This window comes from Curtobacterium sp. MCLR17_007, from assembly GCF_003234655.2.
Taxonomy (GTDB): Bacteria; Actinomycetota; Actinomycetes; order Actinomycetales; family Microbacteriaceae; genus Curtobacterium.
In genome coordinates, this window is the sequence record NZ_CP126271.1 from 2,625,876 (window position 1) to 2,638,275 (window position 12,400).

Annotated in this window: 12 protein-coding genes; 2 read left to right on the plus strand and 10 right to left on the minus strand. The window is 72.9% G+C overall.

All coding sequences use genetic code 11. The annotated features are described in order from the left end of the window. Positions 1–15: 15 nt before the first annotated feature. Genes DEJ13_RS12380 through DEJ13_RS12395 form a run of 4 tightly spaced genes read right to left on the minus strand, consistent with a single transcriptional unit; the run spans position 16 to position 4,464 of the window. On the minus strand, positions 16–1,113 hold the full coding sequence (locus DEJ13_RS12380) for a heparan-alpha-glucosaminide N-acetyltransferase domain-containing protein (RefSeq protein WP_111105597.1): 1,098 nt from the start codon (positions 1,111–1,113) through the stop codon (positions 16–18). A gap of 4 nt (positions 1,114–1,117) precedes the next feature. Beyond that, a complete protein-coding gene (locus DEJ13_RS12385) occupies positions 1,118–2,491 on the minus strand; it encodes an FAD-dependent oxidoreductase (RefSeq protein ID WP_056118909.1) in 1,374 nt (457 codons plus the stop codon). Positions 2,492–2,551: 60 nt separating this feature from the next. After that, positions 2,552–3,628 carry a polyprenyl synthetase family protein gene (locus DEJ13_RS12390; RefSeq protein ID WP_111105598.1) on the minus strand — a complete coding sequence of 359 codons (1,077 nt, stop codon included), beginning with the start codon at positions 3,626–3,628 and terminating at the stop codon, positions 2,552–2,554. 44 nt (positions 3,629–3,672) lie between these two features. Further along, positions 3,673–4,464, minus strand: a complete 792-nt coding sequence (locus DEJ13_RS12395; RefSeq protein ID WP_111105599.1) for a demethylmenaquinone methyltransferase — start codon at positions 4,462–4,464, stop codon at positions 3,673–3,675. Between the two features lie 140 nt (positions 4,465–4,604). On the opposite strand from DEJ13_RS12395, the gene DEJ13_RS12400 reads away from it, so the two are divergent. Beyond that, positions 4,605–5,864 carry an isochorismate synthase gene (locus DEJ13_RS12400; protein ID WP_056118917.1) on the plus strand — a complete coding sequence of 420 codons (1,260 nt, stop codon included), beginning with the start codon at positions 4,605–4,607 and terminating at the stop codon, positions 5,862–5,864. A 304-nt stretch (positions 5,865–6,168) separates the two neighbouring features. Here DEJ13_RS12400 and menD read toward each other — a convergent pair whose 3' ends face one another. Together menD and DEJ13_RS12410 are read right to left on the minus strand one after the other, a co-directional pair. Then, on the minus strand, positions 6,169–7,908 hold the full coding sequence (gene menD, locus DEJ13_RS12405; protein ID WP_181436932.1) for a 2-succinyl-5-enolpyruvyl-6-hydroxy-3-cyclohexene-1-carboxylic-acid synthase: 1,740 nt from the start codon (positions 7,906–7,908) through the stop codon (positions 6,169–6,171). Next, positions 7,901–8,254 (minus strand): PLD nuclease N-terminal domain-containing protein, encoded by a 354-nt coding sequence (locus DEJ13_RS12410; protein ID WP_056118921.1) that lies wholly within the window; start codon positions 8,252–8,254, stop codon positions 7,901–7,903. Before DEJ13_RS12410 ends, menD begins: the two co-directional genes overlap by 8 nt. A 64-nt stretch (positions 8,255–8,318) precedes the next feature. On the opposite strand from DEJ13_RS12410, the gene DEJ13_RS12415 reads away from it, so the two are divergent. Further along, positions 8,319–8,645, plus strand: a complete 327-nt coding sequence (locus tag DEJ13_RS12415) for a DUF4229 domain-containing protein (protein WP_056118925.1) — start codon at positions 8,319–8,321, stop codon at positions 8,643–8,645. Positions 8,646–8,687: 42 nt separating this feature from the next. Here the strand turns inward: DEJ13_RS12415 and DEJ13_RS12420 are convergent, their stop codons facing one another. From DEJ13_RS12420 to DEJ13_RS12435, 4 genes are all read right to left on the minus strand, one after another. Beyond that, positions 8,688–9,683 carry a 1,4-dihydroxy-2-naphthoate polyprenyltransferase gene (locus DEJ13_RS12420; RefSeq protein WP_258373968.1) on the minus strand — a complete coding sequence of 332 codons (996 nt, stop codon included), beginning with the start codon at positions 9,681–9,683 and terminating at the stop codon, positions 8,688–8,690. Positions 9,684–9,694: 11 nt separating this feature from the next. Next, a complete protein-coding gene (locus DEJ13_RS12425; protein ID WP_111105602.1) occupies positions 9,695–10,828 on the minus strand; it encodes an AMP-binding protein in 1,134 nt (377 codons plus the stop codon). Then, positions 10,828–11,757: a 1,4-dihydroxy-2-naphthoyl-CoA synthase gene (locus DEJ13_RS12430; protein WP_111105603.1), complete on the minus strand. Its 930-nt coding sequence runs from the start codon at positions 11,755–11,757 to the stop codon at positions 10,828–10,830. The genes DEJ13_RS12425 and DEJ13_RS12430 overlap by 1 nt, the downstream gene beginning before the upstream one ends. Before the next feature lie 108 nt (positions 11,758–11,865). Then, positions 11,866–12,222 (minus strand): hypothetical protein, encoded by a 357-nt coding sequence (locus tag DEJ13_RS12435; RefSeq protein WP_146245142.1) that lies wholly within the window; start codon positions 12,220–12,222, stop codon positions 11,866–11,868. Between the last annotated feature and the right edge of the window lie 178 nt (positions 12,223–12,400).

Sequence of the window (12,400 nt, forward strand, 5' to 3'; positions counted from 1 at the left end):
GCGGTCCCGACGGGATCAGCGGACGACCGACGCGGCGATCCGGGCGACGAGCCGTTCGGCCGGTCCCCGGCCGAGGAACCGCTGCCACAGCATCGCGAACAGCACGGCGCCGAACACGAACCACCACCACGTCGCGGCCTGCTGCGGCAGCGCGGGCAGTGCGGCGATCACGACGAGGTGCAGCGCGTAGATCGTCAGCGGCATCGACCCGACCGCGGACAACGGCGTCGCGATCCGCTCGACGGTCCGCCCGCGGCCGTCGACCAGCAACGTGCAGAGCGCGATGACGGCGACGGCGACCCCGGCGGACCCGACGACGTCGACGATCGACCCGGAGTGGTCGCGCGGCGACAGGAACACCTGCGCGAACCCCTGTCCGACCGTCGCACCCTCCGGGACGAACGGCACCCCGGGGAACGCGTCCCCCGCATCGACCGGGACGGGGGCGGCGACCGAGCCGACGACGTACGCGGTGGCGGCGACCAGTGCGCCGGACGCGAGGAGCGCGATCTGCGTGCCCCGCTCCTCCAGTACAGACCGGGCGACCGCCAGCCCGACCAGCACGAACGCCAGGAAGGTGATCACGGGGTACACCAGGCCGAGCTGCACCCCGAACATGTCGGCCCCGGCGTAGAGCGGCACGATCGCGATCGCCGCGGGCGCGGAGACGAGCGCGCAGACACCCGCGGCGACGAGCAGTGTGCGTCGTCGCCAGCGCAGCGCCGGCAGCACGAGCAGGAACAGTGCGCCGTAGGTCGGCAGGATCACGTAGACGGACGTACCGAGTCCCATGAGCATGATGCCGATCAGGACGATGACCAGCGCACGGACGGCCAGACGACCGCGGATCCGCGTGATCGCCGGCGGTCCGGGCGGGTGCTGCCGGCCGCTGACGAGCCCGACCGACACCCCGGCCAGCACGGCGAAGAGCGTCGAGGACCTGCCGTTCACCACAGCGGACCACGACGCGGGGTCACTCCAGTCGAGCTGCTCGGCGATGCCGCCGACGTGCGCGGCGACCATGCCGAACAGGGCGACCGCCCGGGCGACGTCGACCCCGGACAGGCGGGCGCCCCGCACCTCGGTGGCGAGGGCGGGGCGCACGGCGGTCATGGCGTCAGACCCGGTCGGCTGGCTCGCGGCCGAGTGACGCGTCGATCATGGCGTCGCGCGGCACGACCTTGACCCGCGCACGACCCTGCGGCTCGCCGAGCGCGATCTCGTGCTCGTCGAGGCGGTGCCAGCCGTCGAGGTCGGTGTACTCGACACCGCGTTCGCGCAGGAGCGCCGGGATCGCGCCCTCGGACGGGTCCTCCGGCGTCCACCAGCTGGCCTGGTCGTTGACGATGTGCTGCACGGTCTCCATCGCGTCGGACTTGGTGTGGCCGATCAGGCCGACCGGCCCGCGCTTGATCCAGCCCGTGGCGTACAGGCCCGGGATCTGCTGGTTGTCGTCGTCGAGGACCTGGCCCTCGTGGTTCGGGATGACACCGTGCCGCTCGTCGAACGGGACGCCGGGCACCGGGGAGCCGAAGTAGCCGACCGCGCGGTAGGCCGCCTGGATCGGGATCTCGCGGATCTCGCCCGTGCCCTCGACGCCGCCCTGACCGTTCGGCCGGGTGCGCTCGTACCGGATCGCTGCGACGCGGCCCTGGTCGTCGCCGACGAACTCGAGCGGCTTCGCGTAGAAGTGCAGGTGCAGGCGGCGGCTGGCCTGCCCGACCTCGCGCTTCCGCCACTGCTCGAGCACGCGGTTGATGACCATGACCTGCTTGTTCGTCTGGATCGCGGTGAGCGATGCCTCGTCGTGGTCGAAGTCCTCGTCGTACACGACCATGTCGACGTCGGGGACCTCGCCGAGTTCGCGGAGCTCGAGCGGGGTGAACTTCACCTGGGCGGGACCGCGGCGGCCGAAGACGTGCACGTCGGTGACGGGCGAGCGCTTGAGGCCCTGGTAGACGTTGTCCGGCACCTCGGTCGGCAGCAGGTCGTCGGCGTGCTTGGCCAGGATGCGGGAGACGTCGAGCGCGACGTTGCCGTTGCCGATGACCGCGACGCTCTCGGCCTCGAGCGGCCAGGTGCGGGGGACGTCCGGGTGTCCGTCGAACCAGCTGACGAACTCCGCCGCGCCGTAGGAGCCCTCGAGCTCGACGCCGGGGACGTCGAGGTCGGCGTCCTTGATCGCGCCCGTCGAGAACACGACGGCGTTGTAGTGCTTGCGCAGGTCGTCGAGCGTGATGTCCTTGCCGAACTCGACGTTGCCGAAGATCCGGATGTCGCCGCGGTCGAGCACGTCGCGCAGCGCGTTGATGATGCCCTTGATGCGCGGGTGGTCGGGCGCGACGCCGTACCGGACCAGGCCGTAGGGCGCCGGGAGCTGCTCGAAGAGGTCGATCGACACGTCGTAGGCGTGCGCTTCCCGAAGCAGGATGTCCGCGGCGTAGATGCCGGCGGGACCGGCGCCGACGATGGCGAGGCGGAGGGTGGGCACTGATCGTCTCCAGGTTCGTTCGAGGGGTGGTGCCGTGGTGCGGCGCGGTTGCCCGCCGGGTCAGCGGCTGCGGTCGACGACGGACTCGGCGAACCGTGTGAGGGCGCGTTTCACGACGCCGTCGGGCAGCGGTTCGAGGGCGACGACCGCTTCGCCGGCCCACTGCGCCGCGAGCGCCCGGGTGGCGACGGTGGCCTCGTGGTCGCGGAGCGCGGCGACCGCGGACAGGTACACGTCCGTGGTGACCGCGTCGTCGGGGGCTCCGGTGACGTCGCGTTCGATCCGCTCGAGCAGCGCGGCGGCACCCGGCTCGGACGCCGCACGACGCCGGAGCTGCAGCAGGGGCAGCGTGTCGACACCGGCCCGCAGGTCGTTGCCGGCGATCTTGCCGGTCTTGTCCTTCGCCGGGGCCAGGTCGATCACGTCGTCGACGAGCTGGAAGGCGACGCCGACCTTCTCGCCGAACGTCCCGACGGCCTCGAGGTACGCGCGGTCGGCACCGGAGAACAGCACACCCGCACGGGCGGCCGTCGCGATGAGGGACCCGGTCTTGTCGCTGAGCACCTGGATGTAGTGCTCGACGGGGTCGTCGTCGGGCTGCGGACCAGTCGTCTCGTGCAGCTGCCCCATGCACAGTCGTTGGAAGGTCTCTGCCTGCATCCGGATGCCCTCGGGCCCCAGGTCCGCGGTGATCAGGCTGGCGCGGGCGAAGAGCAGGTCGCCGGTGAGGATCGCGACGTTGTTGCCGTACGTCACGTGGGCGGCGGGGACCCCGCGGCGCACCGGCGCCTCGTCCATGACGTCGTCGTGGTACAGCGAGGCCAGGTGCGTGGTCTCGACGCTCACCGCCGCCTTGACGACGTGGTCGGTGACACCGTTGCCGAGCTGCGCGATCAGGAGCGTCAGGGTGGGGCGGATCCGCTTGCCGCCCGCGGACAGCAGGTACCGGCTCGTCGTGTCGGCGAGCGTGTCGGCGGAGCGCATGGCGTCGTCCAGGCCCTGCTCGACGAGCTCGAGGCCGTCGTCCACGGCGGTGATGAACCGACGCTCCGCGGGGCTGGCGAACATCCGCTCGCCGATGCCGAGCGACGCTCGGAGACTCGGTGCGCGGCGTGCGACCGGGACGCTCGGGTTCAAGTGGTGCTCCGTGTTCGGGGGCCGTGTGCGGGAGGAGGTGCCGGTCAGCTGTCGGTCGGCTCGACACGCGGCTGCTCGCCGGTGCCCTGGTGGTCCCGGCGCGCCTTGGCACGACGGGCGACGGACTCGCGCACGGTCCCGGCGACGGGCTTGCGTCCGCGGTGCAGGGCGACGATACCGGCCGTCAGGTTGCGGTACGCCACCATCGTGAAGCCGACGCCGCGCAGCCACTGGCTGAGGACCTGCTGTTCGGGCCATGCCTCGATCGACTCGGCCAGGTAGCGGTAGGCGGCGGGGTTGCTGCTCGACACGCGCGCGATGCCGGGCAGGACCCGCTTGAGGTAGGCGCCGTAGCCGAGCCGCAGTGCTGCCAGGGGCGGGGTCGAGAACTCGCAGATCACGACGCGCCCGCCGGGCTTGAGCACCCGGAGCATCTCGCCGAGCGCCTGGTGCGGGTCGTTCACGTTGCGCAGGCCGAACGAGATGGTGACGGCGTCGAAGGTGTCGTCGTCGAAGGGCAGGTTCTCGGCGTCGCCCTCGACGAAGGTGATCTCGGGGTGCCGCTCACGCCCGACGGCGATCATGCCCGCGGACAGGTCGAGCGCCGTGACGTCGGCACCCTTCTTGGCGATCACGGCCGCGCTCGTGCCGGTGCCCGCGGCGATGTCGAGGACGCGCTCGCCCGGCTGGGGATCGACGGCGCGGACGGTCGCCACCCGCCACAGCGGGGCGTTGCCGGCGGAGAGGATGTCGTTGGTCAGGTCGTACTTCTCCGCGACGTCGTCGAACATGGCCGCCACTTCGTCCGGCCGCTTGTGCATGTCCGCTCTGCTCACCCGTCTGATCCTAGAGGTCCGTCCCGTGCGTTGCCGGAACGACCGGCGCGGCCGCGGGCCTGCCGGGCGCGTCCGCCGACAGCGGCCGCAGCCGACCGTCCGCGCGGCCCGGCGTCGGACGCCTCGCGTACGATCGGCCCGTGAACCGAACCGCCACGGCGGCGCCGCCGCTCACGGTCTCGACCCGGATCCTCGACGACCCGGGCGCCGTGCTCCGCCACACGCTCCCCGACCAACCGCTCGCCTTCGTGCGCAACGGCGACGGCATCGTCGGGATCGGCGAAGCCCTCCGGTTCGTGTTCACCGGGCCCACGCGCATGCGCGACGCCGCCGCCGTCTGGCGTGACATCGTCGCCCGCGCCGAGGTCGACGACCCGGTCCAGCTGCGCGGCTCCGGGCTCGTGGCGTTCGGGACCTTCGCGTTCGCCGACGACTCCGCGTCCACCAGCGTCCTGATCGTCCCGCGGGTCGTGGTGGGGCGGCGCCGGGGCAAGGCCTGGTTGACGGCGATCGACACCACACCCGACCCCGCCCCCCTCGCCTTCACCCGCACGTCCGTCCCGGTCCCCCACGTCGGACCGCACCTGTCCGTCGCGCTGCGCCCCGGCCGGATCGACGAGCACGCCTACGCCGCGTCCGTGGCCGAGGCCGTGCGACGCATCACGGCGGGAGACGCCCGCAAGGTCGTCCTCGCTCGTGACCTCGTCGGGGTCCTGCCGCCGCGGGCCGACCAGCGAGCACTGCTGCTCGACCTCGCCGCCACCTACCCGCAGTGCGTCGTGTTCGCCGTGGACGGGATGGTCGGCGCCACCCCCGAGACCCTCGCCCGCACCGACGGCACGCGGCTGACCGCGCGCGTCCTCGCCGGCAGTGCCGCCCGGGGCGCGGACGCCGTCGCCGACCGGGCCGCCGCCGAGGCCCTCGCCGCCAGCGCCAAGGACGTCGAGGAACACGCGTTCGCGACCGCGTCGCTCGTCGACGCGCTCCGTCCGCTCGCCACCGACCTCCGCGTCGACCCCGAGCCCTTCCGCCTGCAGCTGCCGAACCTGTGGCACCTGGCGAGCGATGTGCAGGCGACCCTGCCCGTCGGCACGACCTCGCTCGACGTCGCCGACGCGCTCCACCCCACCGCCGCCGTCGCCGGTACCCCGACGGACGTCGCCGTGCGGCTGGTCTCCGAGCTCGAGGGCGTCGACCGGGGGCGGTACGCCGGGCCGGTCGGATGGTTCGGGGCGTCCGGGGACGGCGAGTGGATGCTCGCGCTGCGCAGCGCCCAGATCGACCCGGACGGCACGGTCACGGCCTGGGCCGGCGCCGGCATCGTCGGCGGCTCGGACCCCCAGCGCGAGGTCGCCGAGACGGCCCTGAAGTTCCGCCCGATCCGCGACGCGCTCGCGTAGCAGCGGCTGACGCGCGGCCGTAGCGCGCCGCCGCACGGTGCGCGATCCGCAGCTGGTGCGAGGAAGACCGCGCCGTGCCCGGCAACAACCCCGCACCACGCGGACATCAGCGCACGACGCACAGAAGGCGCACGGTGCACCGACGCGCCGACCACCGGACCGGAGGCTCGTTGCCAGCCCGCACCGAGCCTCCAGCACGGTGCGCGATCCGCAGCTGGTGCGAGGAAGACCGCGCCGTGCCCGGCAACAACCCCGCACCACGCGGACATCAGCGCACGGCGCCCAGAACGCGCACGGTGCGCGGTCAGTCGGCCAGCGGCACCTCGATGACGACCCGCTCCGCCGGGTCCGTCAGCACCTGCTCCAGGTCGCCCCAGGTCGCGGCCCGGCGGTACTCCCACCCGAGCCCGGTGACGACCCGCTCGACGTCGACGTGCTGCGGCGTGGTCATCATGCGCCGCATGTCCTCGGCCGGCGTGGTCTCGGCCACCTCGAGTCCGCGGAAGATGGCGCCGCCCGAGTCGTTGCCGACGACGACCTGCACGCGGCGTGTCGACTCGTCGGTCCCGGTGACGAACGCGCCGAGGTCGTGCAGGAAGGTCAGGTCGCCGAGCAGCACGCGCGTGGTGCCGCCGGCCGCCTGCGTGGTCTCGAGGGCGGCGGCGATGCCCAGTGCGGTCGAGACGGTCCCGTCGATGCCGGCCAGGCCGCGGTTGGCGTGCACGTGGATCTTCTTGCCGGCGACGCGGCCGTCGGCGACGCGGATGATCTGCGACGCGCCGAGCACCAGGCGGTCGTGCGGCCAGGTGACGCCCCACACGGCATCCGCGAGCATGGCGCGGTCGACGGGGCGACGGCGGAGCGCCACCTCGTCGCGGAGGAACCGGTTCCGCTCGGCGCGGTCGTCCGAGCGCTTGGCGTCCAGGTCCGGCCCGGCGTCACCGGCGCCGAGCGCGGCCCGGCTGGCCGCGACCCACCGCCCGACCCAGGCGCGGTGGGCGGGACCGGTGCGTCCGGTCACCTCGACGTCCGACACCAGCCGGGAGTCGCGGCTCGGGTCGTACGCGTCGGCACCAGCCCCACGGACGGTCACGACCTCGACGTCGTCCCGCTGCAGGAGCGCCGGCACCTCGCGCGACAGTGTCGGGTGACCGAGCACGACCGCTCGACGGACACGGCCGCCGAACTCCGGGTCACCGAGCAGCGCACGGTAGGCGACGACGAGGTTGCGGCCGAAGTGCGCCCCGCTCGAGACCTCGGCGACCAGCGGCGCTCCGAGCTCCCACGCGATCCGTTCGGCGTCCTCACCAGCGTCGTGCCCCGCGATCACGACCGTCGCCGGGTCGTCGTCCGGCGCGAGCTCCGCGACGGGCAGCCCGGAGTGGACGCGGCGGACGGCGAACGCGGTGTCGACCTGGTCCTCGGGGACGCCGACGACGTCGGTCAGCGTCGCGGACAGGGGCTCGCGGAAGGCGACGTTCAGCTGGGCCGGGCCGGGCTGGCCGGTGTGCCCGGACGCCGCGGCGACGGCCTCCCGAACGATGCCGCGCACGACCGTCCGGGTGTCCTCGTCGATGCCGTGCGCGGACGGCGCCTCGACGTCGCGGACGAACGCGGCCGCATCGGCGAACATCCCCGGCTGCACCGTCGTCTGGTTGCTGCCGATCCCCCGGAGTTCGGTGGGACGGTCGGCCGAGACGACGAGCATCGGGACGCCCGAGTGGTGCGCTTCGAGGACCGCCGGGTGCAGGTTGGCGACCGCGGTGCCCGACGTGGTGACGACGAGCGCCGGACGGCCGGTCTCGACGGCGAGTCCGAGCGCGAAGAACCCCGCGGTGCGCTCGTCGAGGCGCACGTGCACCGTGATCCCGCCGGCCCGCTCGAGCGCGACCGCCGCCAGCGCGAGCGCCTGCGAGCGCGACCCGGGACTGACGACGACGTCGGTCACGCCCGCGCGGGCTGCTTCCTGCAGGAGCGCGAGTGCGAAGTCGGACGCCGGGCTGCCGGACGCCGGGTCGGCCGATCCGGCGGGGGCGTCAGCGATCGGCGCGGCCGTCGTCGTCGGTGTCGTGGAACTGGTCTTCGAGGTTGCGGAGCGTGGCGTCGTCCTGGTCCTTGTCCGTGCGGGGCCGCTCGGGAGCCTGCTCGCCGAGGAAGTCCGGGTCGTCTTCGGGACCACGGTACCGGGCGATGCGCTCGGGGGTGGCGGGTGCACGGCCGAGCAGGAACCACAGCAGGGCACCGAGTACCGGCAGGACGATGATCAACAGGACCCAGATGCCCTTGCGGAGCGACCGGACACGGGGCTTGGGCATCGTGGCGCAGTCGATGAGTGCGTACACCGTGAACGCCACGGCGGCGACTGCGACGACGAGCCACAAGCGGATCATGCACGGAGTCTAGGTCGGGAGTCTGTGACGGGCCTCATGGAGTGCGGGTCCGTAGACTTGCCGCGTGAAAGCGTGGCTCGTGTACACCCTCGCCCGTCTCGGGATCTTCGCGGCGGCGCTCGTCGTCCTGTTCGTGATCGGGCTGCCCTGGTACTGGGCGACCATCGGTGCGGCGCTCGTCGGGCTGCTCGTGTCCTACATCGCGCTGCCCCGGCTGCGCGAGCAGGTCACGCTGAGCCTCGCGTCCCGACGCCCTCGTCCGGCGCACGACGCCGACTCGGACTTCGAGGACGACTTCGTCGACGCCGAGGACACGGACGCGCCGACGGTGCGTCCGGTGTCCGACGCCGACCGACACGCAGACCGCCGCGAGGGGCCGACCGCCGGCTGACTCGCGGCCGCGCCGGTGCCGATGCTGGCTCCGGCGTTCCGGCTACGGCTGGACGGCGAGTGTGATGCCGAGCACCACGCCGAACACCAGCGACGCGAACGACGACAGCTGCAGCGCGGTGATCAGCTCGCGCGGTTTCTTCGACGTCACGCCGATGAGCAGTGCCGGCAGGGCGAGCAGCAGCGAGAAGTACGTGAAGCCGGTGCGGAAGTACAGCAGCACGAACCAGAGCAGCACGACGTAGGGCAGCATCAGGAACACGCCGTAGAGCGTCCGCGCCACACCGCTGCCCAGGACGACGGCCAGGGTGCGCTTGCCGGCGAGCCGGTCCTCGTCGATGTCGCGGATGTTGTTCACCATGAGCACGGCGCAGGCGAAGAAGCCCGCGGCGACGGCCGCGGCCCACCCGCTCGTGGTGACCTGCTGGATCTGGGTGTACTGCGTGCCGAGGACCGCGACCAGGCCGAAGAACACGAAGACGAAGACCTCGCCGAGGGCGTTGTACCCGTAGGGCTTCTTGCCACCGGTGTAGAACCACGCGGCGACGATCGCGGCGGCCCCCACGATGAGCAGCCACCACAGCTGCGTGATGACCACGATGGCGATCCCGGCGACCGCGGCGAGCCCGAAGAAGGTCAGCGCGACGGTCAGCACGGTGCGCGGCTTCGCGAGCCCGGCACCGGTGAGCCGTGCGGGTCCGACGCGGAACTCGTCGGTGCCGCGGACCCCGTCCGAGTAGTCGTTGCTGTAGTTCACGCCGATCTGCAGGAACAACGCCACCGCGAGTGCGAGGAGTGCGACCGCCAGGTGGGCGTCCTGCGACAGGTAGTCGCCGAAGTCCCCCGCGATGCCGCTGTCCACGAACCCGACCGCGGTGCCGAGCACGACGGGGACGACCCCGAGGGTCAGCGTGCGCAGTCGGGCACCGCCGATCCAGTCGCGTGCGGTCGCACGACGCTTCGGGGCCACCGGCGAGGCGGCCTTCGCCGGGTTGCCGGACCGGCCCTGCTTCTGGGTTGCGTTCTTCGATCGTGCCACGGGTGACGATCCTATTCGTCGTCGACGAGGGCGTGGATCGCACGCCGGTCGGGCTTGCCGGCGCTGAGCATCGGCAGCGCGTCGACGAGGACCACCGCCGCCGGGCGCGCCGCTCGACCGAGGGCGGCCTGGACGTGGTCTCGGACCCGCTGGAGGTCGATCGGGGTGGCGGTCACGACGACGGGGACCTCACCCCACTCGTCCGACGAGCGTCGGGTCACCACCGCGGCGTCCTGCCCGGGGAGTTCGCGCACGTGGCGTTCGACGAGACCGAGCGGCACCTTCTCGCCGCCGGAGATGACGACGTCGTCGAGCCGCCCGAGCACCCGCACGACGCCGTCCGAGGTCGTCGCGGCATCGCCCGTCCGGTACCACCGGAGCCCGTCGTCGACCACGAACGTCGACGCGGTCCGGGTGTCGTCCCCGAGGTACCCCTCGGCGAGCATCGGTCCGTGCAGCCAGAGCTCACCGTCGACGAGTCGCGTCTGCACGGTGCCGAAGGGGACACCGTCGTAGACGCACCCACCGCTCGTCTCGCTCGCCCCGTACGTCGTCACCGCGCGGATGCCGGCGGCGCGGGCCCGCTCGCGGAGGGGTGCCGGGGTCGCCTGTCCGCCGACGAGGACCGCGTCGAACCGCGCGAGGGCGGCCGTGGCGCGGGCGTCGTCGAGCACACGGGCGAGCTGCACCGGGACGAGCGAGGTGTACCGGCGTGGTGCGGCCGGCCCGACCTCGAGGCGGTCCGCGGCGTCCGCGAACGCTTCGGCGGTGAAGTGTCCCGGCGCCACGAGGGACGGGGTCGTGCCCGCGACGATCGACCGGGTCAGCACGTTGAGGCCCGCGATGTAGTGGGTGGGCAGCGCGAGGACCCAGCTGCCCGGTCCCCCGAGCGCCTGGTCGGCGGCGGCCGCACCGGCCAGCAGCGCGTCGGCGGACAGCGCCACGCGCTTGCCCGTGCCGGTGGACCCGCTCGTCTCGACGACCAGGGCGACCCGCTGCGGGACGTCGGCCGGAGGCGGAGTCGGCAGCGCCGGGACGTCCTCGGCGACCGGCAGGAGCGCGGGGCCGCCGGCGAGGGCGGCCTCCAGTCCGCGCAGCACGGCCAGCGGGTCCGACGCGTCCAGCGTGACCAGCGGTCGGGTCATCAGTAGTGCCAGGGGAAGGACGTCCACTCCGGGGCGCGCTTCTCGAGGAACGAGTCACGGCCCTCGACGGCCTCCTCGGTGCCGTAGGCGAGACGGGTGGCCTCGCCCGCGAAGACCTGCTGGCCGACCAGACCGTCGTCGACCGCGTTGAAGGCGTACTTGAGCATCCGGATCGCCGTCGGTGACTTGCCCAGGATGGTCTCGCCCCAGCGGATCGCCTCGTGCTCGAGGTCAGCGTGCGGCACCACCCGGTTGACCGCACCCATCTCGTACGCGCGCTGGGCGGAGTACTCCTCGGCCAGGAAGAACACTTCGCGCGCGAGCTTCTGGCCGATCTGCTTGGCGTAGTAGGCGCTGCCGTACCCGCCGTCGAACGAGCCCACGTCAGCGTCGGTCTGCTTGAACCGGCCGTGCTCGGCGCTGGCGATCGTCAGGTCGCAGATGGCGTGCAGCGAGTGCCCACCGCCGGCGGCCCAGCCCGGGACGACCGCGATGACGACCTTGGGCATCATCCGGATCAGCCGCTGGACCTCGAGGATGTGCAGCCGACCCATCGAGGCCTGTGCGGCGGCCGGGTCGACGCCCTCGGGCGGAGCGCCCTCGTCGCCGACGTACTGGTAGCCGCTGCGGCCGCGGATGCGCTGGTCACCGCCGGAGCAGAACGCCCAGCCGCCGTCCTTCGGGCTCGGGCCGTTGCCGGTCAGCAGGACGACGCCGACGCGGGGGTCCTGGCGGGCGTCGTCGAGGGCGCGGTACAGCTCGTCGACCGTCCGGGGACGGAAGGCGTTCCGGACCTCGGGGCGGTCGAACGCGATGCGGACGATGCCCTTCGACACGTGCTTGTGGTACGTGATGTCGGTGAAGGACGCCGACGCGGGGGCGGTCGTCCAGACGTCGGGGTCGAACAGGTCGGACACGGTGTCGGGCATGGTCCCAACCTATCGCCGGGGTGCTCCGGCCCGGTCGTGCGCCGGGTGGATCAGACGCCGGGTGGGTCAGGCGTCGGGGTGCTCCGGCCCGGTCGTGCGCCGGGTGGGTCAGGCGCCGCTCATCCCGGTCAGCATCTCGGGCGCCACGATGACGAGCAGGACGACGAGGATCACCGGGTTGGCGAAGAACGCCACCACGACGCCGACCGCTCCGTACCACCGTCCGAGCCCCCCGACCGCGGCGATGAAGCCGAGGATCGCCGCGATGAGGGTCAGGAACACCACGACGAAGCAGATCCCGAACGCGAACGTGGTGTCGCCGCCCATGAAGACCGCGAACGCGCTGGCGTCCACGGCGGCGGAGACGATCGCCAGGCCGAGTGCGATCTTGCCCACGATCGGGTTGCGACGACGACGACGCTGCGCGCCGGTCTGGGCACGGACGTCGACCGTGTTGCGCTGCATCAGCCGCTCGAAGTCGGCGGTGCCTCGACCGGGCGACGTGGGCCTGGCGGACGTCGGAGCAGCGGCGGGTGCAGCGGCTCGACCGTTCGGCGTCGATGCGGTCCGTGCCGTCGGCGACGCGGCTCGGGACGGGCGGGGCGACCGCTGCGGCGGGTCAGTCGCCACGGGGCCTCCCTCT